Genomic DNA, 25038 nt, shown 5'->3' with positions numbered 1-25038 from the left:
ACGCGCTGCCACGCGGCGGGGTCAGCCGCGCCGCCACTTCTGGTTGGCGCCGCCGGTGCACTCCCAGGTCGACAGCGGGGTGCCGGTGCCGCCCCAGCCGGTGACGTCGACACACTTGTTGGCTTGCGGGTTCACCAGGTCGCCCGCGCCGGTGAGCACGAACTGCTGGGCCGGGTTGCCGCTGCAGCCGACGATCTGTATCGCCGCGCCGTTCGCGGTGGACCCCCAGGCGACGTCCATGCACAGACCGTTGACGGTGCGGATGGTGCCGTCGCCGGGGAAGTTCCAGTTCTGCGCGTTGGTGCCGTTGCAGTCCCACAGTTGCAGGCGCTGGCCGTCGACGAAGTTGGAGTTCGGCACGTCGATGCACTTGTCCTGCCAACCGATGATGCGGCTGGTCGAACCGCCGCCCCCGGTCGTGGTGAGGGTGAGCCCGTACGCGCCGAGGATCTCGTTGACGGGCTGGTAGAAGGTGGTGCCGCCGGTGGAGCAGTTGCCCGAGCCGCCGGAGGTGACGCCCTGGGCCTGGTTGCCGCTCATCCACGCGCCGCCGGAGTCGCCGCCCTCGGCACAGGCCGTGGTCTGGGTGAGACCGTAGACGGTCCGGCCGTCGGAGTAGTTGACGGTGACGTTCTTGGCCTGGATCACGCCGCAGCGCCAGCCGGTGGTGCGCCCGGATCGGCAGATGGACGCGCCGATCGCGGCCTCCTGCGACCCGGCGACGGCGACGTTTCCGCCCGCGTAGTTGTTCACCCACGGCCGCGGGGTCCAGTTGGCGTTGGTGCGCACCCAGGCGTAGTCGTTGCCAGGGAACGACGATCCGGCGAAGGTGCCCTGGCCGACGTTGTTGTAGCCCAGGGTCGGGCTGCCCGCGCCGCCGCAGTGCCCGGCGGTGACGAAGCCGCCGTTGTTGACGGAGAAGCCGATCGAGCACAGCGTGTTGCCGTTGATGACGTACTGGTCGCCGCCGCGGATGTCGTACAGCGGGCGCGGGGCCTGGCCGGTCACGACCCGCACGTCGGCGGCGGCCAGGCCGCTCGCGGCGAGGAACCGGCCCGCGGCGGCGGTCGTCGCCGCGCTCACGGTGACGGTGTTGGCGGCGACGTCGACATACCAGCCGTGCACGTCGCGGCCGGCCGCGGCGGCCTTGCCGTCGAGCTTCGCCTTGACGGCGTCGAGCTGCCGCTCGCTGCGGTCGACCCGGACGGGCAGCGCGCCCGCGGCACGGGCCTGGGCGGCGGCGGCCTCGTCGAGGACGCCGACCTTGAGGCGGCTGTCCTCGGGCGAGTACCAGGCGCCGGCGAACCGGCTGCCGAGGCGGGCACGCACGGCGCGCTCGACGACGGGCGCGGCGGCCTCGTGCGCCTGGCGGACGCGGGCCTGGTCCGCGGTCAGGCCCAGGTCGCGGTGCAGCGCCTGCTGCATGCCGAGGTCGGGGGTGGGGGCGGCGTAGGCGGGCGCGGGGGCGATCAGCGCCACGGCGAGCACCGCCGCGCTGGTCAGCGCAGTGAGTCTCACGTCGAGTCCTTCAGGGGTAGGACGGATCAGGGCGTGAGAGCGCTCTCAAGAAACAGACTTTACTGTGGACGGATCCGAAGTCAATAGATACCGATGTATTACTCTGCGTGCGCGACCAGCCGGCGGGGCGCCGCAGGGGGCGGGGCTGCGTCAGGGTTCGGGGAAGGACTCGCGGGCGAGGGCGAAGATCTCGTCCGGCGCGGCGGTGTCGTCGGCGGAGGTGACCGCCTCGGTCGCCGCCATCGCGATCGCGGCCAGTCGCCGCAGCTCCTCGGCGGGCACCTGCCCGCGCAGGGAGTCGAACTCCTCTTCCTCCTCCAGCTCGCCGTGCTCGATCACGGCGTCACGCAGGTTGGCCAGCTTCTCCGCGAAATCGTCGTGCTCCAGCCCGAGTTCATACAGCTCCAGCAGGTCTTGCTCGGCCTGGTCCTCCTCCTCGATGCGGGCGTCCACCACGGCGTCGCCGTCGGCCAGCCGCGCCCGCGCCAGCGGATGCACCAGCAGCTGCTCGATGCTCTCGTGGACGGCCAGCAGGCGCACCAGCTCGGCGAACAGGTCCCGGCGGCGCGCGCCACGCGCGCCGTCCAGCTCGTCGAACAGGTCGCCGAGCTGCTGGTGCTGGACCAGCAGCACGTCGATCACGTCGCCGGGGTCGAAGGGCGGCGGCGCGGGGGCGGCCCCGGCGGGCACCCGCTTGGCCGGGCGCGGCGGCTTCGGCACCCGCGAGCTGGGCGCCTGGTCATCGGGCGGCACCACGCTCTTCTTGCCCGTGGCGACCTTGGCCATGGGGCGCGCCCGCTGGTCGGAGTGCATGGTCTTGACGAGTTCGCGGACCAGCTCGTCCTTGTGCATCTGCGAGGTCCCCGGCACGCCCTTCTCCCGCAGCAGCGCGCGCAGTTCCTGCACCTTCATCCGGTACGCGTCGCGCTCGGTGCGGCCGCGCTGCTCCGCCTGGGCGTCGCCGGTCGCCTCGTCGTCCGCCGGCTCGCGCTCGGACATCCGCGTCACCTCACAAAGTCCGTTTCGTCACCATAGTGACCGAACCTGTGGGGCTGCGGGCCGAAACAGCGCCATGGCCGCCGTACGGGTCACCACAGACCCACGGCGGGGCGGCTACCGGCCGAGTTCCCCCGAGCGGTAGTGGCGGCGGCAGAGCACCTGGTAGCGGACCTCGGAGCGGTCGGCGGCGGCGGTGTCGCCGATGACGACCTGCTCGCCCTCGCGGGCCACCGCGCCGTCGACTATGCGCGCGTTGAGCAGGCCCTCCCGGCCGCACCAGCACAGCACCTCGACCTGCAGCCGGTTCACCTCGTCGGCCAGCTCGAACAGCCGCTGCGCGGCCGGGAACAGGAAGGAGCGGAAGTCGGAGGCGAGGCCGAAGGCGTACACGTCGACGTCGTAGGAGTCGACCAGGTCGGCCAGCTGCTCGATCTGCTCGACGGTGTAGAAGCACGCCTCGTCGCAGATCAGGTAGTCGATGCGGGCGCCGTCGCCCCACGCCTTGCGCACCAACGCGATGAGGTCCATGTCGTCGGTGACCTCGACGGCCGCGTGGGCCAGCCCGATCCGGGTGGTGACCTGCGGACCCATCGAGCGGTCGTTGCGGGTCAGCACGAGCCCCCGGCGGCCCTGGCGGCCGTGGTTGTGATCCATCTGCAGGGCAAGGGTCGACTTGCCGCAGTCCATCGGGCCCCAGAAGAACTTCAGGGCGGCCCCGTGGCGCAGTCGGCCGTCCCCCGCGGACTGGCAGTGCGCCGGGGCGATGGTGGGTTCGTCAGCAGCGGTCACGGAGGGGCAGCCTAGTGGCTACCCCTCCGTTATCGGGAATCCATGACGGCGATTCGCAGGCCGCCGGGCGTGTCAGAGCCTCTCGGGCGGGGTGTTGCCGACGGCGGAGATGGCCCGCGCCATGGGCACCATCATCAGCATGATGAACCCGACGACGAAGAACACGATCAGCGAGATGATCGCGACCCGGTACGAGCCCGTCAGGTCGTACGCGAGACCGAACAGCAGCGGCCCGAGCCAGCTGGTGCCCTTGTCGGAGATCTCGTAGAGGCCGAAGTACTCGCCCTCCTTGCCACGCGGGATCAGCTGGCTGAACAGCGAGCGGCTCAGCGCCTGGCTGCCGCCGAGCACGATGCCGATGGCCCCGCCGAGGATCACGAACGGCACCGCCTGGCCGTACGGCAGGAAGAACGCGGCGACCAGGATGCCCGTCCAGCCGACCAGGCTGCCGAGGACCGTCTTCCACGCGCCGAACGTCTTGGCCAGCCGGCCCAGCAGCATCGCGCCCGCGAACGCCAGGAACTGCACCATGAGGATCGTCGGCATGAGCACCGTGTTGTCGAAGCCGAGCTGCTTGGACCCGTACGTGCCCGCCATCGCGATGACGGTCTGGATGCCGTCGTTGTAGATGAGGAACGCGCCCAGGAAGAACAGCGTCAGCGGGAACGCCCGCATCTCCTTGAGGGTGTGCCCGAGCTGCTTGAACCCGTCGATCAGCACCGAGCCGCGGGCAGTGCCCGCCGGCGACGGCCGGTCGCGCAGCCACAGCAGCGGCAGCGTGGTGAAGCCCGCCCACCACAGGCCCGCCGACACCAGCGACCAGCGGGCGATCTCGCCCTGGTTCTCCTCGCCGCCGATCAGCACCACGATCACGTTGAGCAGCAGCAGCAGGCCGCCGCCGAGGTAGCCGAAGGCCCAGCCGCGGCTGGACACCCCGTCGCGCTCGTTCTCGTCGGCGATCTGCGGCAGGAACGAGTTGTAGACCACGATGCTGGCGCCGAACGCCAGGTTCGCCACGAGGAACAGCCCCGCACCGAGCTGGTAGCGGTCACCGGTCAGGAACACCAGGCCGCAGGTCGCCCCGGCGCCGATGTAGGCGAAGATCGCGAGCCAGATCTTCTTGCTGGCGGCCCGGTCGGCGATCGCCCCGACCACCGGCAGCAGCAGCACCTGCAACAGCACCGACAGCGAGGTGGTGTACGCGAACAGCGAGCCCGCCTTGAACGACATGCCGAGCAGGTGCACGTCGCCCGCGGCGTCGGCCCCGTTCTCGGCGATGGCGGTCAGGTAGGGGCCGAGGAACGCGGTGACGACCGTGGTGGAGAACGCCGAGTTGGCCCAGTCGTAGAAGTACCAGCCGACCCGCTCACGTTTGGTGCTCTCGCCATACCCTTCGGCAGGCGCGGGGGGTGCGCTGACATCAGCGGTCATGCCTTCTCCTCGCTACGCTCGTCGGCGGCACGGCCAAGCCCGCCGATTCGCTCGCTCTGCTCGCTCATTCCTGGTCCTTCCAGAGGCCCCGGTGCGTGAAAACTTCCCGTAACACGGCGATGCGATCGGTCATGATGCCATCCACACCGAGATCAAGTAACCCCTCCATCACGGCAGGATCGTCGACCGTCCACACATGCACGTGGAGCCCGAGGGCGTGCGCGTGGTCCACGAACCGCCGGTCGACCAGCCGCACCGCGCCGAACCGGATCGGCACCTGCGCCGCGACCGCTGTCGGGGGCAGCACGATGCGCCGCCGCAGCCGCGAGGCCAGCCACAGCCGGGCCGTCTCCCGCTGCGCCAGCGAGGTGGCGTACATGGGACCGGCCAGCTCCCGCGCCCGCTGCAGCCGCGCGTCGGAGAACGATGCCAGCAGCACCTGATCCGGGGTGGCGCGCTCGTGCACCGCGGTGACGGTCGGCGCGACAGCCGCGTCGGCCTTGATGTCGATGTTGAACCGGATCTCCGGCCAGGCGTCGAGCACCTCGTCGAGCCGTGGCACGGCGGCCGACCCGCCGACCCGCACCGTCTTCAGGTCTGCCCAGGTCATCGACGCCACCGCCTGCGGTTCACCGGCGACGCGGCGCAGGTTCGCGTCGTGCAGCACCACGGCGATCCCGTCCCGGGTGGCGTGCACATCGGTCTCGACATAGCGGTAGCCCGCTTTCACCGCCCGGTCGAACGCGTCGGCGGTGTTCTCGTCGCCCTCGGCCGCGCCACCCCGATGGGCGAAGGCGAGCGGCGGCGCGGCGAGATACGGATGGGGGTGACCCTGCGGCGTCTCCATCTGGGAAAGCTTGCCACTGCCGGGTGCGGATGGATGGCCCGCGTACTGACCGCTCGCCAACAACGGGCGACATCGGTGAGAATGTCCGCACCACCGCGTCGAAACAAATCGATCTTTCCGGGGCCGCTGGTGGGGAGTCCACGGCGAATCGCCGTTCAGGCGATCGCCGGGACGATCCACTAGCGGAATGGATGCTCTGAAGGGGTGCTCAGGTGGCCGACGACGACCCTGTGGACTGGCTGCGACAGCTGTCCCCGGTTCAGCGTGCGCTGCTGGACCGGCTGGCTGACGGCGCGACGATAGCCGCGGCGGCCGCCGCGGAGTACCTGTCGCTGCGCACGGCCAACCGCCGTATCGCCGACCTACGCCAGGAACTGGGCCTGGCCACCACCCGCGAACTGGTGGCCGCCTACCGCTCCCGCCGGGGGTAGCCGCGACGGCCCGGCACCGGCCCGACCTCCGTCAGCGTGCGCTGCGCGGCCGGGCGCGCCGGGTCTCGGTGGGACGGGACGGGTCGGTGAAGCGCGGGACGTCGGGCTCGCCGGCGCGCAGCGGGGCCAACTCGACGGTGATCGCGTCGATGATGCGGTCGGCGATGCGCTGCGCCGCGCCCGGCCGGGCCGCGTCGATGCCGGACAGGTCGACCGGCGGGCCGACGTGCACCCGCACCCGCGGCCGGTGCCGCAGCGACTTCCCGACCATCGGCCACATCCCGGTGGGCGCGGCGTACGGGATGACCTCGTGGCTGCCCCAGATCGCGATCGGCACGACGGGCGCGCCGGTGGCCAGCACGAGCCGGCCGACGCCGGTGCGGCCGCGCTCGGGCCACATGCCCGGGTCCAGGCCGATCCGGCCCTCGGGATAGATCATCAACGGCGCGCCGCCGTTCAGCGCGGTGACGCTGTCGGTGACGGCGTTGCCGGCGGTCGGCTCGCCGCGGTCCACCTGGATGTGGCCCTGCCAGCGCATCAGCGGCCCGATCACCGGGGTGCGGAACAGGCCCGCGTTCGCCATGATCCGCGGGTACACGCCGAGCCTGCGGAAGGCCGCCGCGACCGCGACCGGGTCGAAGGGGCTGATGTGGTTGGCCGCGAGGATCAGCGGGCGGCCGCGCAGCCCGGCGGGGATGTCCCCGGTGACCTCCATCCGGGTCAGCAGCCGCACCACGCCTTCGGCCAGCAGCATCGCGAAACGCAGCAGCGGGGGCGGGGACCAGCTCGTCGAGGGGCTCACGGTCCACGATCCTGCCATGCGCCGTCACGGACCCGGGCACTTGTTCGACGCAGGGTCCCCGAAGTCGCCCACCGGGCCGCCGACCTGTGCGTATGGTCGGCGAAAGGGATCGATCCGGCAAGTGGGGAGTCCACGGCATGGACGCGACGGAACTGGCCCGGTGGCAGTTCGGCATCACCACCGTGTACCACTTCCTGTTCGTCCCGATCACGATCGGCCTGTCGTTCCTCGTCGCGGGGCTGCAGACGGCCTGGTCGCGCACCGGGGACGAGAAGTGGCTCAAACTGACGAAGTTCTACGGCAAGCTGCTGCTGATCAACTTCGCGATGGGCGTGGTGACGGGCCTGGTGCAGGAGTTCCAGTTCGGCATGAACTGGAGCGAGTACTCGCGCTTCGTCGGCGACATCTTCGGCGCGCCGCTGGCCCTGGAGGCCCTGCTCGCGTTCTTCCTGGAGTCGACGTTCCTCGGCCTGTGGATCTTCGGCTGGGACAAGCTGCCCAAGAAGATCCACCTGGCCTGCATCTGGATCGTCGCGGTCGGCACGGTGCTCAGCGCGTACTTCATCCTGGCCGCGAACTCCTGGATGCAGAACCCGGTCGGCTTCCGGATCAACCCGGAGCGCGGCCGGGCCGAGCTGACCGACTTCGGGGCGGTGCTCACCAACAAGGTCGCCATGATCACCCTCCCGCACACGATCACGGGCGCGTTCCTCACCGCGGGCGCCCTGATGGCCGCGGTGGCCATGTGGCACCTGGTGCGCCGGCCCGGGCGCGACACGGCGGCGTTCCGCAGCGCGGTGAAGCTCGGCTCGTGGACGTCGCTGGTGGCGATGGCGCTGCTGTTCATCACCGGGGACATCCAGGGCAAGATCATGACCGAGGTGCAGCCGATGAAGATGGCCGCCGCAGAGGCCCTCTACAGCACCGAGCAGCCCGCGCCGTTCTCCCTGTTCACCATCGGCACGCTCGACGGCAGCCGGCCCGTCTGGTCGCTGGACGTGCCCCGGGTGCTGTCGTTCCTGGCCACCGGCACCTTCGACGGCCGGGTGCAGGGCATCAACGACCTGCAGGCCGAGTACGCGGCCAGGTTCGGCCCCGGCGACTACACACCCAACATCCCGGTGACGTACTGGTCGTTCCGGCTCATGATCGGGCTGGGCATCCTGGCCGCGCTGCTGGCCCTGTGGGCGCTGTGGGCCATCCGCAAGGGCCGCTCCCCCGCGCCGCACCGGCGCACCACCCGGCTGCTCATGTGGGGCATGATCGCGCTGCCGCTGCTGCCACTGGCCGCGAACTCCTTCGGCTGGATCTTCACCGAGATGGGCCGGCAGCCCTGGATCGTGTTCAGCCAGATGAAGACCGCGATCGCGGCGTCGCCCGCCGCCTCCTCCGGCGACGTGATCACCTCGATGATCGTGTACACCCTGCTCTACGGCGCGCTGGCCGTCGTCGAGGTGGGCCTGCTGCTGCACTACGCCCGCGCCGGGCTGCCCGACGTCACCCCGCCACCGGCCGCCGAGTCCGACGAGGACCGGCCGCTGGCGTTCGCGTACTAGGAGATCGCCGTGGCGCTGTCGACGCTGTGGTTCCTGCTCATCGCGCTGCTGTTCACCGGCTACTTCGTGCTGGAGGGCTTCGACTTCGGCGTCGGCATGCTGCTGCCGGTGCTCGGCCGCGACGACCGCGAGCGCCGCGTGCTGATCAACACCATCGGCCCGGTCTGGGACGGCAACGAGGTCTGGCTGATCACCGCGGGCGGCGCGATGTTCGCCGCCTTCCCCGAGTGGTACGCGTCCCTGTTCTCCGGCTTCTACCTGCCGCTGCTGCTGATCCTGCTCGCGCTGATCCTGCGCGGGGTCGCGTTCGAGTACCGCGGCAAGCGGCCCGCGGCGTCGTGGAAGCGCCGCTGGGACTGGTGCATCGTGTTCGGCTCCGTGGTGCCGGCGTTCCTGTGGGGCGTCGCGTTCGCCAACATCGTACGCGGCGTGCCGCTGGACACCGGGCACAACTACACCGGCAGCCTGTTCACCCTGCTCAACCTGTACGCCCTGCTCGGCGGCCTGACCATGGTCGCGCTGTTCCTGACCCACGGCGCGATCTTCGTGGCGCTGAAGACCACCGGCGACATCCGGCACCGGGCCAACCTGCTGGCCGAACGCCTGGGCGTGTTCGCCGCGATCGCCGCGGTGCTGTTCCTCGGCGTGACCCTGCTGCGGCGGGCCACCCCGGCCGCCGTCGTGCTGGCCGTGCTCGCCGCCCTGTGCCTGGTCGGCGGCCTGATCGCGAACCGGATGCCGTCCCGCACCGACCCGCAGGGCCGGCGCGAGGGCTGGGCGTTCACGGGCACCGCCGCGGCGATCGCGCTGGCCGTGGCGTCGCTGTTCGCCGACCTCTACCCGTTCGTGCTGCCGTCGACCGTCGACCCGCTCGCCAACAGCCTGACCGTGACCAACGCGTCGTCCACGCCGTACACCCTCAAGATCATGACCTGGGTGGCCCTGGTCTTCACCCCGATCGTGCTGCTCTACCAGGGCTGGACCTACTGGGTGTTCCGCAAGCGCATCGGCACCAGCCAGATCCCCGAGGAACCGGCCCCGGTGCCCGCCGGCGGCGGCCGCCCCGCCTGAACTCCCCGCGAGCCGAAGGAAGGCCACCTTCCCATCGCCATGCGTTGTAGAAGGTGCCCTTCCCCACTCCGGGCGTCCATGACCCGGGCGAGCAGTTCGGCGCACGGAGACCGCCGCTCGCCGACGCGGGGCCGGGCGGGCACCGACGGCATTCACCATCGCCACTAGACTGCCGGATCGGGAGCAGCGGCCGTTCGCCCGGGTGGACGGCCCGCACCGACTGCCGAGGGCGCACACGGGCCGAGCCCGGGTGGCGGCAGCGCATCCGCGCACCTACGGCCACACAGCCGGACGTGCGTCTCCTCCTCGGCAAGGAGCAAGCTCCATGACCCCACGCAGAGCCCTGCACGCCCTGTGGCTCGCCGTCGTCCCCCTCATCGCCGCGGTGGTCCTCACCGTGGCCTCCCCCGCCGCCGCCGCGACCCTGACCGAGGTCACCGGCTTCGGCGCGAACCCCGGCGGCCTGCGCATGTTCCTCTACGTCCCGAACACCGTCGCGCCCCGGCCCGCCCTGCTGGTCGCGGTGCACTGGTGCCACGGCGACGGCCCCGCGATGTACAACGGCTCCGACTACGCCCGGCTCGCCGACCAGTACGGCTTCATCGTGGTCTACCCGTCGGTGACCCGCAGCGACGGGTGCTTCGACGTCGCGTCGAGCGCCACGCTCACGCACAACGGCGGCGGCGACTCGCTCAGCATCGTCTCGATGACGAAGTACGTGCAGCAGACCCACAACGCCGACCCGGCCCGCACCTACGTCACCGGCGTCTCGTCCGGCGGCATGATGACCAACGTCCTGCTCGGCGCGTACCCGGACGTGTACCGGGCCGGCTCGGCCTTCGCCGGGGTGCCGTTCGGCTGCTTCGCCGGGACGGAGAGCTGGAACAGCGCCTGCGCTCAGGGCCAGGTCGTCAAGACCCCGCAGCAGTGGGGTGACCTGGTCCGCAACGCCTACCCGGGCTACACCGGGGCACGGCCGCGGATGCAACTGTGGCACGGCGTCAACGACGAGGTCCTGTCGTACGTCAACTTCGGCGAGGCGATCGAGCAGTGGACCGACGTGCACGGCCTGAGCCAGACGCCGACCTCGACCGACACCCCGCAGTCGGGCTGGACGCGCACCCGCTACGCCAACAGCTCCGGGCAGGTGCTGGTCGAGGCCGTCAGCATGGCCAACACCCCGCACAACCTGCCCGTGCAGTACGGCGCGGCGGTCGCCTTCTTCGGCCTGAACACCACCGCCAGCCCGTCGGCGAGCCCGTCCACCCCGCCGTCACCCAGCGCGTCGCCGTCGGTGTCGCCCTCACCGTCCCGGTCGCCGTCGCCGAGCGCGTCACCGTCACCGTCGCCCAGCGGATCGCCTCCGCCGACCGGCGGCTGCACGGCGGCGTTCACCGTGAGCAACGCCTGGACCGGCGGGTTCGTCGCCGCGGTGCGGGTCACCGCGGGCAGCGGCGGGATCGACGGCTGGCGCGTCGCGCTGGCGCTGCCGTCCGGGGCGACCCTGGTCAACGGCTGGAACGGGCAGTTCACGGGGACGACTGGCACGGTCCAGGTGAGCAACCTGGGCTACAACGGCAAGCTGGCCGCGGGCGGTTACACCGACTTCGGCTTCCAGGCCAACGGCGCGCCGGCCGGCACCACGGTGACCTGCACGGCACTGTGACCTCGCCGGGGCGTATGCAGCTCGGGACTGGTTCACATGTCGGGATGCACCCGCCGCGCGGCGACGCCGCCGAGCGCGAGCGGCGCTGACCACGCGCACGAAGAAGCGGGGTGGCCGTGACGGCCACCCCGCTTCCGGGAAATCTCAGGCGCCTGCCGCGCCCAGCTCGGCGAGCTTGGCCTCAAGCTCGGCCAGCTCGGCGCGCAGCTTCAGCGCGTGCGCCTCGGCCTCGGCCCGCTCGGCGGCCAGGATGTGCTCCACGGCCTCCTGCACACCCGGCACGTCCAGCATCGACACCATCTTCAGCGCCTCCTGCGCCTTGATGATGTAGGGCTTGGCGAGCGCCTTGGTGCCCTGGACCGCGCCGACCGTCCACTCGCCCTCGGTGTAGGCCAGCGTCACGGTCAACCCGGCCGGCGGCTTGACCTTGGGGCCCTTGCCGGCGGCGGGCTTGCGCGGGGCGGGCGCCACGGCGGGCGTCTCCTGTTCGGACACCTCGGGATTTACGGACACGGGTCGCTCCTGACGGACAGGCTTCTCACGGATGATCATGAACTCGGGCTCGGGCGGGGCGACCGGCTCCGGAACCGGCTCGGGCGTGGGCTTGCGGCCCGTGGCGCCCTTGGGCGCGATGACGAGATCGCCGGGCGCGAACGGCAGCACGTCGCTGCCGAACTTGACCATGATCCATTCATCGTGGGTGGCCGGGTCGTCGAGCTGCACGACCTGTCCCAGCTGGCCCGCGATCTGGCCGGCCGCCTCGGTGAACATGACCCGGGGCCGCTTGCCGGTCGCAAGCGTCTCCTGGATCTGCGTCAACTCCTGAGTCGACAGTGCCATAACCGCGCTCCCACCCTCCAGCAGCGGCAGCACCGCCACCGCAGATACCCTCGCCGAACACATGTTTGATACGCATGTTCTATCAGAGGCCACCGACAAGAGCGGCACTGACACCATGCGGAAAGTGGGGACATCTTCGCAGCACCCACCCGATTCGCGCACCGGGTGTGTCGGCGGTGACAGTGTCGCGGTCTGTCGCGGCCGCACCACGGTTGCTCTAATGGGGCGATGGGGATCATCATCGTGACCGGCGGCAGCCGCGGCATAGGTGCCGCCACCTGCGTGAAGCTCGCCATGGCGGGACATGACGTCGCCGTCGGCTACCGGGGGGACGCCGACGCGGCGGCAGAGGTCGTCGCGAAGGTCGAGGCGTCCGGACGGCGGGCGATCGCGGTGCGGGTCGACGTGTCCGACGGCACGCAGGTGCGCGAGCTGTTCGACCGCACGCAGGCCGAACTCGGCACACCCACCGGACTGGTCAACAACGCCGCGGTGAGCAGCGCCATCGGGCCGTTCACCGAGCTGTCCGAAGCCGACCTGCGCCGCGTGGTCGAGGTCAACGTCGTCGGCGCGTTCCTCTGCGCCCAGCAGGCGGCCCGGCGGATGGGTCCGGGCGGCGCGATCGTCAACGTCTCCTCGGTCGCCGCGACCCTGGGCAGCCCCGGCGAGTACGTGCACTACGCCGCGTCGAAGGCGGCGGTCGAGACGCTGACCGTGGGCCTGTCCAAGGAGCTCGGCCCCGCCGGGATCCGGGTCAACACGGTCTCCCCCGGCGTCATCCACACCGGATTCCACGCCGGCAGCGGCGAGCCCGGGCGCGCGGACCGACTCGGTCCGGCCGCCCCATTGGGCCGCTCGGGGCAGCCCGAGGAGGTCGCGAACGCCATCGTCTGGCTGCTGAGCGACGAGGCGTCGTACACCACCGGCGCGACCCTCAAAGTCTCCGGCGGCCGCTGACCCCCGCCGCCGCGGCAGGCGCGGCTCATGATCCACCGACTTGCCAGGCACCTGGTCGAATGCCGCCTCAAGATACGCACAGGTGCCCGGCAAGTCGAACGGTCATGGTGAGGAACGTCCCCGGGTCGAAGCGCGGAAGGCGCCAGCCGCCGGCCCCCGGCGCGGTGTCAGGGGCGGGCGGGCTCGTGGTGCTCGGGGTGGGCCGGGGCGATGATCACTGGTTCGGCCAGGGGGTGCGCGGAGCGGGGCAGGATCACCCGCACGACCAGGCCGCCGCCGGGGCGGGGCACGGCGACGGCGTCGCCGCGGTGGGCCTGGGCGACCGCGCGCACGATGGACAGCCCGAGGCCGCTGCCGCGCGACGAGCCGACCCGGTCGGTGAGCCGCCGGAACGGCTCGAACAACGTGGGCACCTCGTACGACGAGATGACCGCGCCGGTGTTGCTCACCACGATCTCGGCATGGCGGGGCCGGGCCACGGTCTGCACGCGCACCCAGCCGCCCTCGACGTTGTACCGGGTCGCGTTGTCGATCAGGTTGCGGATCATCTGCTCCAGCAGGATCGGGTCGCCCGTCACCGGCGCGGGCGTCAGCTCGCGGCCGATCTGCACACCCAGCCGCCGGGCCAGGCCCTCGGTGGTGTCGGCGGCGATGTTCGCCAGCTCCGCGATGTCGACCAGGCGGCGCTCGGTCACCGCGTCCTCGGCGCGGGCGAGCGTGAGTAGGGCGTCGATGAGCCGCTCATGGCGCTGGTTGACGGCGAGCAGGTTCTGGCCGAGCTGGTGCACCTGCGGCGGGCTGTCGGGGCGGCTCATCGCGACCTCGACCAGGGTGCGGTTCAGCGCGATCGGGGTCTTCAGCTCGTGGGCCGCGTTGGCGATGAACCGGCCCTGACCGGCGAAGGCCTCGTCGAGGCGGTCGAGCATGCTGTCGAACGAGTCCGCGAGGCTCTTCACCTCGCCGGGCGGGGCGTCCAGATCGATGCGCTTGTGCAGGGTGCGCCCGGCGATCCGGTGCGCGGTCGCGGTGATCATGCTGAGCGGGCGCAGCAGCCGCCCGGCCACGAACCAGCCCGCGGCGGTGGCCACGACCCACATCGCCAGCAGCGTCAGCCCGCCCTTGAACAGCAGGTTGGCCTGCATCGAGTCCATGATCGTCTGCTTGGACGCCGCGATGGAGCTGACCATCTCGGGGCTCTGGTAGCCGCCCGCGTACCTCTTGTCGGCCAGCAGGATGCCCATGCTGTACTCCATGGCGTTGTTCACCATGATCAGCACGCCGGCCAGCACCGACCCGCCCGCCAGGGCGAACACGAGGCTGAACACCACGGTCAGGCGTACCCGCAGATTGCCCCGCCACTCGCCCATCAGCGGATCCGGTAGCCGACGGCGGTGACCGTCTCGATGGGCTGCGGGTCGCCCAGCTTGCGGCGCAGACCGCTGATGGTGACCCGCACGATCGTGGTGAACGGGTCCATGTGCTCGTCCCAGACCTTCTCCAGCAGCGTCTCCGCCGACACCACCGCGCCCTCGGCCCGCAGCAGCTCCTCCAGCACCGCGAACTCGCGGCGGGACAGGCTGACGTAGCGGCCGTCGCGGTACGTCTCACGGTGGTGCGGGTCGAGCCGGATGCCGGCCCGCTCCAGCACCGGCGGCGTCGCCGGGCGGGCCCGGCGGCCCAGCGCCCGCACCCGCGCCACCAGCTCCGCGAACGCGAACGGCTTGGGCAGGTAGTCGTCGGCGCCGAGGCTGAGCCCGGCGACCCGCTCGGCCACCGTCACCGACACCGTGAGCATCAGCACCCGCACGTCCAGGCCCTGCGCCACCACCTGGCGGCACACCTCGTCCCCGTGCACCCGCGGCAGGTCACGATCCAGGACCATGACGTCGTACGCGTTGACCGCGAGCTTCTCCAGCGCCGCCGCCCCGTCGTAGGCGACGTCGACGGCGATCGCCTCCTGCCGCAGCCCCTCGGCGATGGCCTCGGCCATCAGTTCCTCGTCCTCCACGACCAGGACCCGCACCCTTGCCACCTCCTCGACCGACCGACCGCAAGTATGCACGGGCGTTGTTAGCGCAGCGTTAGTGAAATCCCTCTCGGCACCCTCACACCCCCTGTTGTTGGCTACCGAACGTGACTGGAGAGCTGGCTGAGGCGGTAGTCGACCTCGCGGCGATCGCGGGCAACGTCGAACGGATCGCCGGGGCCACGACCGCCGCGGTGATGGCCGTGGTGAAGGCGGACGGGTTCGGCCACGGCGCGGTGCCGGTGGCCCGGGCCGCGCTGGCCGGCGGCGCGACCTGGCTCGGGGTCACCAGCGCCGCCGAGGCGCTGCAGTTGCGCTCCGCCGGACTCACCGCGCCGGTGCTGAGCTGGCTGCACGGCCCCGGCACCGACTTCGCCGCACTGGCCGCCGCCGAGGTGGACGTGTCGGTGGCCGCCCCGGAGCTGCTCGACGCGGTCGCCGCCGCGGCCCGCGCCACCGGCCGCACCGCCCAGGTCCACCTCAAGATCGACACCGGCATGTCGCGGCACGGCGCCACCGCCGAGGGCTGGCCGGAGCTGGTCGCGTGGGCCCGCAAGTACGAGCGCGAGGGCGTGCTCGCCGTACGGGGCCTGTGGTCGCACCTGGCCACCGCCGACTCCTCGCCGTACGGCGTGACCGCGCAGACGGCCGCGTTCGCCGAGGCGGTGGCGTACGCCCGGGACGCCGGGCTGGACCCGGAACTGCTCCACCTGGCGAACTCGGCCGCCGCCTTCACCGCCCCGCACACTCACTTCGACCTGGTCCGTGCCGGCATCGCGGTGTACGGGGTCGAGCCCGTGCCCGGTCGCGCCTTCGGGCTGCGTCCGGCGCTCACCCTGCGTACGCAGGTGATCATGGCCAAGCGGGTGCCCGCCGGGACCGGGGTCTCCTACCAGCACACCCACGTCACGACCCGGCCCACCACCCTCGCCCTGATCCCGCTCGGCTTCGCCGACGGCATCCCGCGCGGCGTCGACGGCCGCGCACAGGTCCTGCTCGGGGGGCGGCGATTGCCGATCATCGGCCGCGTCGCCATGGACCAGTGCGTCGTCGACGCCGGCGATCTGGACGTACGGATCGGCGACCCGGTCACCGTCCTCGGCCCCGGCGACTCGGGCGAACCCACCGCCACCGACTGGGCCACCTGGGCAGACACCAACCCGCACGAGATCCTCACCGGCATCGGCACCCGCGTGCCCCGCCGCCACGAAAGGAAGGGCACCTTCACAGCGGACGTCCGTGTAGAAGGTGCCCTTCCTTTCCCGCACCACGGAAGGAAGCGACCATGAAGCTGGCCGTCATTTATGGGGGGCGCAGTGGGGAGCACGACGTCTCGTGCAAGAGCGCCCGCAGCATCCTGGCCCACCTGGACCGCGCCCGGTACGACATCACCGAGGTCGTCATCGGCCGCGACGGCGCCTGGCACGTCGACGGCATCCCGGTGAGCATGGGCGACGCGCTGCGCACGCTGGGCCGCGCCGACGTGGTCTTCCCCGCGCTGCACGGGCCCTACGGCGAGGACGGCACGGTGCAGTCGCTGCTGGAGCTGGCCGGTGTGCCGTACGTCGGCAGCGGCGTGCTGGCCAGCGCCACCGGCATGGACAAGGAGTTCACCAAGAAGATCCTGGCCGCTGACGGGCTGCGGGTGGCCGACGGCGTCGTGCTGCGCCCCGGCCAGGACGACGTGTCCCCCGCCGACCGCGAGCGCCTGGGCCTGCCCGTCTTCGTCAAACCGGCCCGCGCCGGGTCCAGCATCGGCGTCACCCGCGTCGACGACTGGGCGCAGCTGCCCGCGGCGCTGGCCGCCGCCCGCGCCTGCGACGGCAAGGTCCTCGTCGAGGCCGGGGTCGTCGGGCGCGAGGTCGACGTGGCCGTGCTGGAGCACCCGGACGGGTCGCTGCAGGCCGGGCCGCCGCTGGAGATCCGGGTCACCGGCGGGCACGACTTCTTCGACTACGACGCCAAGTACACCGCCGGTGAGGTGGTGTTCGACATCCCGGCGAGGCTCGACCCATGGGTCACCGCGCTGCTGCAGTGCCGGGCCCTGCAGGCGTTCGCCGCGCTGGAGTGCCGCGGCCTGCTGCGCGTGGACTTCTTCCTGCCCGCCGACGGCGGCGAGCCGGTCCTCAACGAGGTCAACACGTTCCCGGGGTTCACCGCGGCGTCGCAGTACCCGCGCATCTGGCAGGCCGCCGGCATGTCATACCCGGAGCTGCTGGACACGCTCGTGAACACCGCGGCCGCCACGGCGGCCCGCTCCCTGACCGCCCTGGCCGGGCGGCGCTGAGACGCCGCGGAGCCGGGCCACTGGGGAGGGCCGGCTCCGCGGACACCTCGCGCCGGCCCGGGGACGCCGACCGCCCGAACCTGGCGGCTTAGGCGGTTCGGCTCCCCGGGCCGGCGCACCAGCTCAGGAGTGCAGCACCTCGGCGAGGAACGCGTCGACCCGCGCGTCGACCGCGTCACCGGGCACGCATGCCAGGTCGGCGCACATGTACGTGCCGACGGTGTCGCCGCGCCGTCCCGCGTCGCCCTTGCGGCGCGCGGTGAACAGGGTGACCTCGTCGGACGGGCGCACCGACTGGCACAGCAGGCACATCGCGGCCCGCCGCCGCGACATCACCGAGTCGGCGGCCCGCAGCAGCAGGCCCACCGGTCTGCCGTCCCGCCAGCGCAGCAGGTAGCCGCGCTGCTCCAGCTTCCCGTCGCGCCAGCCGAGGAAACTGCGTCCCGCCCAGTCCAGCTCGGCGAAGTCCTTCGGCAGTGTCATCGCGGATGCGTCGCCGCGTGAGCAGTTCGCCATCGCCCGCCTGATCTGCGGTTCTGTCATCGCTTCCACCCAGCGGAGGCTACGCGCGGCCCACCGGGCCGGGCCACCGGTTTTGCAGCGGTGACCAGCGGCACCCGCGGCACACCCGTGCGGGGTATGCGCCCCCGCGCCCGATATCCTGGGCAGATGATCAAGGCCGTGGTGTTCGACGTGGGCGAGACGCTGATCGACGAGACCCGCATCTGGAGCCGCTGGGCCGACCGCCTCGGCGTGCCCCGCTTCGCGATGCTCGGGCTGCTCGGCGGCATGGCCGCGATGGACCGCCCGCACGGCGACGCGTTCGCGCTGCTGCGCCCCGGCCTCGACGTCGACGCCGAGATGGCCGCCTGGGCCGCCGACGAGCCGGACGGGCTGCGCGAGAACTTCGACGAGGTCGACCTCTACCCCGACGTGCGCCCGGCCTTCGCCGAGCTGCGCCGCCGCGGGCTTGCCGTGATCATCGCGGGCAACCAGCCGCCGCAGGCCAAGGCCGCGCTGGAGCGGATGGACCTGCCGGTGGACGCGATCTACACCTCGGCCGAGTGGGGCATCGAGAAGCCCCATCCGAGCTTCTTCACCAAGGTCGCCGAAGTCGCCGACCTCGCCCCGGCGGCGATCTGCTACGTCGGCGACCGGGTCGACAACGACGTGCTGCCGTCCACCCGCGCCGGCATGAAACCCGTGCTGGTCCGCCGCGGCCCGTGGGGCTACCTCGGCTCGGAGAAGCCCGAGGCGGCGCGCCACGCCACCATCGTCGACAGCCTCGACGCCCTGCCCGACCTGCTGCGGCCCGCCTGACCGAGTGCTGATTCGCCAACCGCCTGCGGCCCGCCGCCCGCGCTCCTTAGCGTGGAGGTGATCCGTCGAGGAGGAGCGATGCCCAAGAACAACCAGTCCCGCCGCCACCCGCGCCAGGACAAGCCGCGTGTCGAGCAGGACCAGCCCGGAACGCCGCACGCCGAGCACGACCACGCGCCCGGCGAGCACGCCGCCTGGGCGTCCGAGCACGCGCAGGAGCAGTCCCGCCAGCGCGCCATGGCGGCGCGGGAGAAGGCCACCCGTACCCAGATGTCGGTGGGCCAGTCCGGCGTGATGCGCCTGAAGAAGGGCAACCAGCCCCGCGGCGGCCGCTGACCCGGTCCCGCAGACCCGGCCCCAGGGCCGTGACCTGCTGCTACCGTTGACCGAATGGAAGGCTGTGATACCGGGCCGGGCCGATGCCCGGCCTGCGCGTACCGGCCGGCACTCCGGGCGGGCCTCAGGTGATCGATGGTGGGCGACCACTGGATCCAACTCGTTCTGGTAGCCGTACTGATCGTGTTGAACGCGCTGTTCGCCGGCAGCGAGATGGCGCTGGTCTCGCTGCGTGAAGGCCAGCTGCGCCGGATGGAGCAGCAGGGTGGCGGAGCCGCGGCCGCCGCGGCGCTCGCCCGGGACCCGAACCGGTTCCTGGCCACCATCCAGATCGGCATCACCCTGGCCGGGTTCCTGGCCTCGGCGACCGCCGCCATCGCGCTGGCCGAGGTGCTCCAGCCCGCGCTGGGCTTCCTCGGGCGCGCCGCGCGGCCCGCCGCCGTCATCGTGGTGACCCTGCTGCTGACGTTCCTCACCCTGGTCTTCGGTGAGCTCGCGCCCAAACGCGTCGCGATGCAGCACGCCGAACGGTGGGCCAGGCTCGCGGGCCGGCCGCTGACCGTGCTCGCCACCGTGTCCCGGCCGTTCGTCTGGGTGCTGAGCAAAGCCACCGATCTGGGCGTACGCCTCATGGGCGGCGACCCGCACCGCCACCGCGGCGACGAGATCACCCCCGCGGAGGTGCGCGACATGGTCAGCGTGCACCGCGGCTTCACCGCCGAGCAGCGCCTGATCATCGCGGGCGCCGTGGAGATCACCGAACGGGTGCTGCGCGAGGTGCTGATCCCGCGCCGCAACGTGTTCACCCTCGACGCCGACCTGCCGGTGGAGGTGGCCCGCAAGGAACTCGCGGGCTCGGGATTCTCGCGCGCGCCCGTGGTGCGCCGGCGCAACCTGGACGACACCCTGGGCGTCGTGCACCTGCGCGACCTGCTGGCCGACGACGCGGCGGGCCTGGCCGACCTCGCCCGCCCGGCGCTGCTGCTGCCCGACTCCCTGCACGCCGCGGACGCGCTGCGCCGATTCAAGGTCGAGCACCAGCAGTTCGCCCTGGTCGTCGACGAGCACGGGGCGGTCGACGGCATCGTGACGCTGGAGGACCTGCTGGAGGAGGTCGTCGGCGAGATCTACGACGAGACCGACCGGGACGTCATGGCGGTGCAGCAGGGCGACGACGGCGACATGCTGCTGCCCGGCATGTTCCCGATCCACGACCTGCCCGACATCGGGGTGAACCTGGACGAGCGGCCCGGCGGCGACTACATCACCATCGCGGGGCTGGTCATCGCGATGCTCGGGCACGTGCCGACCCGGCCGGGCGAGATCGTGCACCTGGACGGATGGACCGCGCAGGTGACGTCGGTGGACCGGCACGCGATCACCGAGATCCGGCTGCGCCCCTGCGGCGGCCCCGCCGGCGACGCGCTGTGCCCACCGAAACCGCGCACCGGGTGACCCCGGTTCCGTCCGGGTTCAGGCCGGGGCGAGCAGGGTGTCGAACACGGTGGTGAGGAAGGCGTCGAACGCGGCGGGCGAGCGGTCGGTGCGTGCCCGGATGAGCGTGCCCTCCCAGGCGTTGAGGAGAAAGCCGGCCGTGACGGCGGGGTCGAGGTCGGTGCGGATCCCCCCGGTGCGCTGGGCCTCGGTCAGGGTCGCCGCGATGAGGGCGGCCCACGTGTCGAAGCTGTCACGTACGGCGTCGCGGACGGTGTCCATGTGGTCGACGATCTCCGCGCCGAAGTTGCCGTAGAGGCAACCGCGCTGGTAGCCGTGCCGGACGACGTCGTCGCGCAGGAACGCGAAGTGCGCCCGGAGCCGGTGGAGCGGTGGCGTGCCGGTGTCCGCAAGGTCCTCGAGCCGGCGGTCCGCGCCGTACCGTTCGAGCGCCACGACGGCAAGATCCTCCTTACTGTCGAAGTGGTTGTAGAACGACCCCTTCGGCACCCCGGCGGCGTCGGTGATGTCCTTGACCGCCGCAGCGTGGTAGCCGCGGCGGTGGAACTGATCGAGCGCGGCCGTGACGATCTCCTCGCGCATGCTCTTCCTGCCCATGAGCAGCACCTCCGCGTTCAATATGACCGGTCGTCTCGATCGCGTCAAGGCCTGCGCGCCGTGATCCAGCCCTCGTTGTCGCGGTTAAGACGACCGGTCATATTTGCGCTGTCGACCCCGCTTCACCTGACAACGGAGGCAGCACCGTGAACGATCTGACGGAGTTCGTCATCAACGCCCACGGCGGCCTGGACCGCTACCGGCGGTTCAGCTCGGCCACGGTCCACTTCCGCTCGGGCGGAGCACTGTGGGCGATCAAGGGCCAGGAAGGGATCTTCGACGAGGCCGACGTGCGGGTCGACCTGACCCGGCAGCACGCCAGTCACCGCCCCTTCACCGCGCCCGACCTGCACACCTCGTTCACGGCACAGCGCGTGGCCGTGGAGAGCGACACCGGCGAGGTGAAGGCCGAACGGCTCGACCCCCGCGCGGCCTTCGCCGGGCACACCCTGCACACCCCCTGGGACGACCTCCACGTCGCCTACTTCGCCGGCAACGCCATGTGGACGTACCTGACCTCGCCGTTCTCGTTCGTTTCGCCGGGCTTCCGGACCGAGGAACTGACCCCGGTGACCGAGGACGGGCAGACCTGGCGCCGCCTCAAGGTCACCTTCCCCGAGCACATCGCCACCCACTGCCGGGAGCAGACGTTCTACTACGACCAGGACGGCCTGCTGCGTCGACACGACTACACGGCCGAGGTCATCAACGCCGGGCCGGCCGCGCACTACTGCTCCGACCACCGCGAGTTCGACGGCATCATGGTCCCCACCAGGCGGCGCGTGCACCCGCTGGGCGAGGACGGCACGGTGGCGCGCGACATCGAGCTGGTCACCATCGACGTCGACGGCGTCACGTTCGCCTGATCCCCGCGGCGCCCGGGTGTCGAACCCGGCTCGGTCCGGGTCTGCGCCGCTAGCGGAGCCACGGCAGGTCGGCCTCGGGTTCGAAGAGGGCCGCGTACAGCGTGGCGTCGGAGCCGGGTCCGGTCAGCGCCAGCGGCACCCGGGTGGCCAGCTCGCCCTCGTCGAGCAGGATCAGGCCGTGCCGGGCGAGCAGGCGCAGCACGTGCTGGACGGTCTCACTGTTCCCGCGTCGCCGCGGCAGCAGCAGCCGCCCCGACGCGGGCGCATCCCCGAGGTGCAGCACCACGGCGTACGGACCGACCATGGACAGCCGGACCATCAGCGGCTCGGGACCGTGCAGCACCAGCGTGAACGACACGTCGCCGTTGACGTCGGTGTCGTCGGCGACCCGGCCGAGCGCCGCGAGCTCGTGACACAAATCGCGGTAGGGCAGGCGGTCCATCGCCGCGGTCACGAACGAACGGTTCGGCGCCGCCGGACTGCGGTACGCCGTCCTCAGGTGTTCCATGCACGTGGCGAGCACCGCCTGCCGGAACCTGCTCACCCGCACCGGTGGCGCTCCGCTCCTGCTGAACGCCGTGTTGCGGATCCGCCTCGTGCGGCCGTGTCGCGCCAGCAGGTCCAGCACCGCGGGCACCGTCGAGCCTTCGGACAGACAGCGCTGCAGCCAGTCGCTCCAGGTCGCCAGCAGTTCGGGCCCGAGGCCGGGCACGTCGCCGCGCGCTTCGAGGATCGCGTGCTCCGCCGCGCGGCGGGTGGCGTACGCCCGGTCCTTCTCGTCGCGGGCCAGCGCCACCCAGCGGTCCCGGCCCTCGCGATCGACCGCGAGCATCGCCACCACGACCGACATCATCATGACGGGGTCTGCCGCAGCCGCGGCCAGCAGCCGTCCGTGACATTCGGGGCGGTCCATCGCCAGCAGGTAGAGCCGCCCGCGCTGGTGCTCGTCGGCCGGGTCGGCCGGCACCGGCACGCCGACGCAGCCGGCCAGCGCCGTCACCTCGCCGACGAGTGAGTCCGAGTCCGCCACCACGCGACCTCCCCCCGCCAAGCGTGTCCCCGCGCATCGGCCGGTCCGTGCGAGGGATCATGCCAGAGACGCTCGATCAGCCGCCGAACAATTCGGCGAGCTGCGGGAATCTGGCACGGCTCGCCTCACCACCAAACCTGACGTACCGGTCACGAGGCATTTCGCTGGGGCGTTCGTCGAATTCGTCCGGTGGCTCGATCCCGGCGCCGATCGCCGGTGGGATCTTCTCTAGAACCAGCTCGAAAGCATGTTCGCCGACCCCGCACAGCTCCCCCATGTCCGGGAATTCGGCGTTGGTCCAGGGCCGATCGCCCGCCAGCGCGGCGATCTCGGGGATGTCGGCGAGGGCGTCGGGGTCGGCGAGCACGTCCTCGAACACATCCCGGCCCAGGTGGAGCAGCCACAGCCGGAAGTCGACGAACGAATCCCCGCTGCAGCCGCCATGGCGGGCGAAGACGATGTCGGCCGCGGCCAGCATTTCCCAGGTCGCCGCCCGGTTCGCCAGGAGCATCGCGGTCGCGTGGAAGCGGGCGATCCGCGGGATCGGGCGGCGGGCCAGTTCCGCGGTCAGCCCGTCGATGAACTCGCCCCTTCCGGCGCGGGCGCGGACCTGTTCCACCAGATCCCAGAAGTCGTCGAGGTCGTCGCGTGGCACGGCTTCAGCCCAGGTAGGGCGTCGGGCGGTGGTCGAGGTGGTGGCGCAGCCGCAGGCGGGTCGACTCGTGGATCGGCATCGCGTCGAACTCGGCCGGGGCGACGTAGCGCAGCTCGGTGGATTCGTCGCTGAGCGCCAGCTCGCCGCCGACAACCCGGGCGCGGAACACGAGGCTGAACTGCTGGCGCGCCTCGCCGTCGCCGTACGCGATGACGTGCCCGGGGTCGGTGTAGACGCCGACCAGGCCGGTGACCTCGACGTCGAGGCCGGTCTCCTCGCGCACCTCGCGCACGACGCACTGTTCGAGGGTCTCGCCGATCTCCATGGTGCCGCCGGGCAGCGACCAGTTGCCCGAGTCGGCACGCCGCTGCAGCAGCACCCGCGCCTGCTCGTCGACGATGACGGCGACCCCGCCGGGCACGATGCGGGTGGCCGTCGGCGCGGCAGGGTCGTGGTAGTGGTCCCGGCGGATGCTCATGCCGCCTTCGTACCAGGCGGCTCCGTCACGGAGCCAGCCCGGCGAAGACCACGGCGAGGGTACGGGTCTGCAGGCGCTCGTCCCAGCCGCCCGTGACCGCGCCCTGGCACACCGCGCTGAGCAGCGCCATCACCTCGGGCAGGCGGACATCGCGGCGGACCGTGCCCGCGTCCTGCGCCGAGTGCAGCAGCCCGTCGACGGAGCGTTCGAGCAGGCCGACCGCGTCGGGGATGCTCAGCTCCGCACCCGCCTGGGCGAGCAGGTCGAGCACTGTCTTCTGCCGGGCCGCCTGGGCGACCAGCGTGGTGAAGAAGGCGAACAGGGCCGCTCCGGGCGGGCTTTCGCGTCGCAGTGTCTCCACATCGGAGACCAGCCGCGCCAGCAGGCTCTTCATGATCTCGCGGAGCAGGTCGCCCTTGGTCGGGAAGTGCCGGAAGACGGTGCCGATGGCGACACCGGCCCGGTTGGCGACCTCCTCGGTCGACGCGGCCGGTCCGCGCTCGGAGAACACCTGCTCGGCGGCCTCCAGGATGCGGACGCGGTTACGCAAGGCGTCGGTGCGCAGCGGCTTGTCGTCGGGCGGCACGGCCCTCTCCCTTGAAAAAGTGAGTCGCCACTCATTATCGTACGAAGTCGAGTCGCCGCTCATCTTAGCTGGAGGTGTCCGATGTCCACGCCCCACGAAGCGTTCGCCCGACTGCGGCAGCAGTGGTTCCTGTCCGACCGGCCCACGCTCGACCCGGACCTGTTCACCGAGGACGTCGTCGTGGAGATGCCGTTCGCGGCGCCCGGCCACCCCGACCGCATCGAGGGCCGGGCCGCGTTCGTCGCGTTCGCCGAGGCCGGACGGGCCGCGCTGCCGGTGCGGTTCGACCAGTGCCTGATCACCGCGGCGCACGAGACCGCCGACCCTGACGTCATCGTCGTCGAGTACGAACTGGGCGGCACCGTCACCACCACCGGCGCACGGGCGTCCGCGCCCTTTATCGGCGTGCTGCGCGCCCGCGACGGCCGCATCGCCCGGTGGCGCGAATACCAGCACACCCTTGCCATCGCCGAAGCCCTCGCGGCGGCCTGACGC

General features: G+C 71.8%; 27 protein-coding genes. 12 read left to right on the top strand and 15 right to left on the bottom strand.

Translation table 11 applies throughout. The features are described 5' to 3' along the window. Positions 1 to 21: 21 nt before the first annotated feature. The 5 genes from HAV39_RS15615 to HAV39_RS15595 form a co-directional block, all read right to left on the bottom strand. The gene (locus tag HAV39_RS15615; RefSeq protein ID WP_373311663.1) at positions 22 to 1518 is read right to left on the bottom strand and encodes a ricin-type beta-trefoil lectin domain protein; all 1497 of its coding nucleotides are present in this window, start codon (positions 1516 to 1518) and stop codon (positions 22 to 24) included. Between the two features lie 150 nt (positions 1519 to 1668). Next, entirely contained in the window at positions 1669 to 2517 is an 849-nt protein-coding gene (locus HAV39_RS15610; protein ID WP_191839933.1) for a hemerythrin domain-containing protein, read from the bottom strand. Positions 2518 to 2631: 114 nt separating this feature from the next. After that, a complete protein-coding gene (locus tag HAV39_RS15605; protein ID WP_191839932.1) occupies positions 2632 to 3306 on the bottom strand; it encodes a thymidine kinase in 675 nt (224 codons plus the stop codon). A 72-nt stretch (positions 3307 to 3378) separates the two neighbouring features. Then, positions 3379 to 4737: an MFS transporter gene (locus HAV39_RS15600; protein ID WP_191839931.1), complete on the bottom strand. Its 1359-nt coding sequence runs from the start codon at positions 4735 to 4737 to the stop codon at positions 3379 to 3381. Positions 4738 to 4801: 64 nt separating this feature from the next. Next, positions 4802 to 5584, bottom strand: coding sequence for a glycerophosphodiester phosphodiesterase family protein (locus HAV39_RS15595; protein ID WP_191839930.1), 783 nt, complete (start codon positions 5582 to 5584; stop codon positions 4802 to 4804). A gap of 212 nt (positions 5585 to 5796) precedes the next feature. Between HAV39_RS15595 and HAV39_RS15590 the strand changes: the two genes are divergently transcribed. Further along, a complete protein-coding gene (locus tag HAV39_RS15590; RefSeq protein WP_230686784.1) occupies positions 5797 to 6015 on the top strand; it encodes a hypothetical protein in 219 nt (72 codons plus the stop codon). A 31-nt stretch (positions 6016 to 6046) separates the two neighbouring features. Here the strand turns inward: HAV39_RS15590 and HAV39_RS15585 are convergent, their stop codons facing one another. Beyond that, positions 6047 to 6769, bottom strand: coding sequence for a lysophospholipid acyltransferase family protein (locus HAV39_RS15585; protein ID WP_191840047.1), 723 nt, complete (start codon positions 6767 to 6769; stop codon positions 6047 to 6049). A gap of 185 nt (positions 6770 to 6954) precedes the next feature. Between HAV39_RS15585 and HAV39_RS15580 the strand changes: the two genes are divergently transcribed. The 3 genes from HAV39_RS15580 (at position 6955) to HAV39_RS15570 (ending at position 11110) form a co-directional block, all read left to right on the top strand. Next, positions 6955 to 8373, top strand: coding sequence for a cytochrome ubiquinol oxidase subunit I (locus HAV39_RS15580; RefSeq protein ID WP_191839929.1), 1419 nt, complete (start codon positions 6955 to 6957; stop codon positions 8371 to 8373). A gap of 9 nt (positions 8374 to 8382) precedes the next feature. After that, entirely contained in the window at positions 8383 to 9444 is a 1062-nt protein-coding gene (gene cydB / locus HAV39_RS15575; protein ID WP_191839928.1) for a cytochrome d ubiquinol oxidase subunit II, read from the top strand. Between the two features lie 325 nt (positions 9445 to 9769). Beyond that, positions 9770 to 11110, top strand: coding sequence for an extracellular catalytic domain type 1 short-chain-length polyhydroxyalkanoate depolymerase (locus HAV39_RS15570; RefSeq protein WP_191839927.1), 1341 nt, complete (start codon positions 9770 to 9772; stop codon positions 11108 to 11110). Positions 11111 to 11254: 144 nt separating this feature from the next. Here the strand turns inward: HAV39_RS15570 and HAV39_RS15565 are convergent, their stop codons facing one another. Continuing rightward, on the bottom strand, positions 11255 to 11950 hold the full coding sequence (locus HAV39_RS15565) for a hypothetical protein (protein WP_191839926.1): 696 nt from the start codon (positions 11948 to 11950) through the stop codon (positions 11255 to 11257). A 228-nt stretch (positions 11951 to 12178) separates the two neighbouring features. Between HAV39_RS15565 and HAV39_RS15560 the strand changes: the two genes are divergently transcribed. Continuing rightward, the gene (locus tag HAV39_RS15560) at positions 12179 to 12907 is read left to right on the top strand and encodes an SDR family oxidoreductase (protein WP_191839925.1); all 729 of its coding nucleotides are present in this window, start codon (positions 12179 to 12181) and stop codon (positions 12905 to 12907) included. A gap of 167 nt (positions 12908 to 13074) precedes the next feature. Here the strand turns inward: HAV39_RS15560 and HAV39_RS15555 are convergent, their stop codons facing one another. Both HAV39_RS15555 and HAV39_RS15550 read right to left on the bottom strand, forming a co-directional pair. Continuing rightward, entirely contained in the window at positions 13075 to 14274 is a 1200-nt protein-coding gene (locus tag HAV39_RS15555) for a sensor histidine kinase (protein WP_191839924.1), read from the bottom strand. Next, complete coding sequence (locus tag HAV39_RS15550) at positions 14274 to 14930, bottom strand: response regulator transcription factor (protein ID WP_120315420.1); 657 nt, start codon at positions 14928 to 14930, stop codon at positions 14274 to 14276. Before HAV39_RS15550 ends, HAV39_RS15555 begins: the two co-directional genes overlap by 1 nt. A 110-nt stretch (positions 14931 to 15040) precedes the next feature. Here HAV39_RS15550 and alr point away from each other — a divergent pair, with 110 nt between their 5' ends. Then, entirely contained in the window at positions 15041 to 16222 is a 1182-nt protein-coding gene (alr, locus tag HAV39_RS15545; RefSeq protein WP_203736151.1) for an alanine racemase, read from the top strand. Continuing rightward, on the top strand, positions 16219 to 17220 hold the full coding sequence (locus HAV39_RS15540; protein ID WP_191839923.1) for a D-alanine--D-alanine ligase family protein: 1002 nt from the start codon (positions 16219 to 16221) through the stop codon (positions 17218 to 17220). Before alr ends, HAV39_RS15540 begins: the two co-directional genes overlap by 4 nt. A gap of 123 nt (positions 17221 to 17343) precedes the next feature. Here HAV39_RS15540 and HAV39_RS15535 read toward each other — a convergent pair whose 3' ends face one another. Further along, positions 17344 to 17763, bottom strand: coding sequence for an FBP domain-containing protein (locus tag HAV39_RS15535; protein WP_191839922.1), 420 nt, complete (start codon positions 17761 to 17763; stop codon positions 17344 to 17346). 126 nt (positions 17764 to 17889) lie between these two features. Here HAV39_RS15535 and HAV39_RS15530 point away from each other — a divergent pair, with 126 nt between their 5' ends. The 3 genes from HAV39_RS15530 (at position 17890) to HAV39_RS15520 (ending at position 20331) form a co-directional block, all read left to right on the top strand. After that, positions 17890 to 18540: an HAD family hydrolase gene (locus HAV39_RS15530; RefSeq protein ID WP_120315423.1), complete on the top strand. Its 651-nt coding sequence runs from the start codon at positions 17890 to 17892 to the stop codon at positions 18538 to 18540. 78 nt (positions 18541 to 18618) lie between these two features. After that, entirely contained in the window at positions 18619 to 18876 is a 258-nt protein-coding gene (locus HAV39_RS15525) for a hypothetical protein (protein ID WP_191839921.1), read from the top strand. A gap of 138 nt (positions 18877 to 19014) precedes the next feature. Continuing rightward, positions 19015 to 20331, top strand: coding sequence for a hemolysin family protein (locus HAV39_RS15520; RefSeq protein ID WP_203736164.1), 1317 nt, complete (start codon positions 19015 to 19017; stop codon positions 20329 to 20331). An 18-nt stretch (positions 20332 to 20349) separates the two neighbouring features. Here the strand turns inward: HAV39_RS15520 and HAV39_RS15515 are convergent, their stop codons facing one another. Next, positions 20350 to 20928 (bottom strand): TetR/AcrR family transcriptional regulator, encoded by a 579-nt coding sequence (locus HAV39_RS15515; RefSeq protein ID WP_191839919.1) that lies wholly within the window; start codon positions 20926 to 20928, stop codon positions 20350 to 20352. 146 nt (positions 20929 to 21074) lie between these two features. Between HAV39_RS15515 and HAV39_RS15510 the strand changes: the two genes are divergently transcribed. Beyond that, on the top strand, positions 21075 to 21794 hold the full coding sequence (locus HAV39_RS15510) for a hypothetical protein (protein ID WP_191839918.1): 720 nt from the start codon (positions 21075 to 21077) through the stop codon (positions 21792 to 21794). A gap of 49 nt (positions 21795 to 21843) precedes the next feature. Here HAV39_RS15510 and HAV39_RS15505 read toward each other — a convergent pair whose 3' ends face one another. From HAV39_RS15505 to HAV39_RS15490, 4 genes are all read right to left on the bottom strand, one after another. Beyond that, positions 21844 to 22827: a hypothetical protein gene (locus HAV39_RS15505; protein WP_191839917.1), complete on the bottom strand. Its 984-nt coding sequence runs from the start codon at positions 22825 to 22827 to the stop codon at positions 21844 to 21846. Positions 22828 to 22900: 73 nt separating this feature from the next. Further along, positions 22901 to 23479: a DUF4240 domain-containing protein gene (locus HAV39_RS15500; protein WP_191839916.1), complete on the bottom strand. Its 579-nt coding sequence runs from the start codon at positions 23477 to 23479 to the stop codon at positions 22901 to 22903. A 4-nt stretch (positions 23480 to 23483) separates the two neighbouring features. Further along, the gene (locus HAV39_RS15495) at positions 23484 to 23957 is read right to left on the bottom strand and encodes an NUDIX domain-containing protein (RefSeq protein ID WP_191839915.1); all 474 of its coding nucleotides are present in this window, start codon (positions 23955 to 23957) and stop codon (positions 23484 to 23486) included. A 25-nt stretch (positions 23958 to 23982) separates the two neighbouring features. Then, positions 23983 to 24543 (bottom strand): TetR/AcrR family transcriptional regulator, encoded by a 561-nt coding sequence (locus HAV39_RS15490; protein ID WP_239120386.1) that lies wholly within the window; start codon positions 24541 to 24543, stop codon positions 23983 to 23985. Positions 24544 to 24624: 81 nt separating this feature from the next. Between HAV39_RS15490 and HAV39_RS15485 the strand changes: the two genes are divergently transcribed. After that, positions 24625 to 25035, top strand: a complete 411-nt coding sequence (locus tag HAV39_RS15485; protein ID WP_191839913.1) for a nuclear transport factor 2 family protein — start codon at positions 24625 to 24627, stop codon at positions 25033 to 25035. Positions 25036 to 25038: the final 3 nt, after the last annotated feature.

Source organism: Catellatospora chokoriensis, assembly GCF_011297315.1.
GTDB classification, from domain to species: Bacteria; Actinomycetota; Actinomycetes; order Mycobacteriales; family Micromonosporaceae; genus Catellatospora; species Catellatospora citrea.
The sequence above is the reverse complement of the archived record's forward strand: the minus strand, read 5'-3'. Positions and strand labels throughout refer to the sequence as shown.

Bases quoted from the DNA above. Each gene is read 5' to 3' on its own strand.
- HAV39_RS15610 (WP_191839933.1), bottom strand. From the start codon at position 2,517: ATGTCCGAGCGCGAGCCGGCGGACGACGAGGCGACCGGCGACGCCCAG.
- HAV39_RS15600 (WP_191839931.1), bottom strand. From the start codon at position 4,737: ATGACCGCTGATGTCAGCGCACCCCCCGCGCCTGCCGAAGGGTATGGC.
- HAV39_RS15595 (WP_191839930.1), bottom strand. From the start codon at position 5,584: ATGGAGACGCCGCAGGGTCACCCCCATCCGTATCTCGCCGCGCCGCCG.
- HAV39_RS15585 (WP_191840047.1), bottom strand. From the start codon at position 6,769: ATGCTGCTGGCCGAAGGCGTGGTGCGGCTGCTGACCCGGATGGAGGTC.
- HAV39_RS15580 (WP_191839929.1), top strand. From the start codon at position 6,955: ATGGACGCGACGGAACTGGCCCGGTGGCAGTTCGGCATCACCACCGTG.
- HAV39_RS15570 (WP_191839927.1), top strand. From the start codon at position 9,770: ATGACCCCACGCAGAGCCCTGCACGCCCTGTGGCTCGCCGTCGTCCCC.
- HAV39_RS15565 (WP_191839926.1), bottom strand. From the start codon at position 11,950: ATGGCACTGTCGACTCAGGAGTTGACGCAGATCCAGGAGACGCTTGCG.
- HAV39_RS15560 (WP_191839925.1), top strand. From the start codon at position 12,179: ATGGGGATCATCATCGTGACCGGCGGCAGCCGCGGCATAGGTGCCGCC.
- HAV39_RS15555 (WP_191839924.1), bottom strand. From the start codon at position 14,274: ATGGGCGAGTGGCGGGGCAATCTGCGGGTACGCCTGACCGTGGTGTTC.
- HAV39_RS15540 (WP_191839923.1), top strand. From the start codon at position 16,219: ATGAAGCTGGCCGTCATTTATGGGGGGCGCAGTGGGGAGCACGACGTC.
- HAV39_RS15535 (WP_191839922.1), bottom strand. From the start codon at position 17,763: ATGACAGAACCGCAGATCAGGCGGGCGATGGCGAACTGCTCACGCGGC.
- HAV39_RS15530 (WP_120315423.1), top strand. From the start codon at position 17,890: ATGATCAAGGCCGTGGTGTTCGACGTGGGCGAGACGCTGATCGACGAG.
- HAV39_RS15525 (WP_191839921.1), top strand. From the start codon at position 18,619: ATGCCCAAGAACAACCAGTCCCGCCGCCACCCGCGCCAGGACAAGCCG.
- HAV39_RS15515 (WP_191839919.1), bottom strand. From the start codon at position 20,928: ATGGGCAGGAAGAGCATGCGCGAGGAGATCGTCACGGCCGCGCTCGAT.
- HAV39_RS15495 (WP_191839915.1), bottom strand. From the start codon at position 23,957: ATGAGCATCCGCCGGGACCACTACCACGACCCTGCCGCGCCGACGGCC.
- HAV39_RS15485 (WP_191839913.1), top strand. From the start codon at position 24,625: ATGTCCACGCCCCACGAAGCGTTCGCCCGACTGCGGCAGCAGTGGTTC.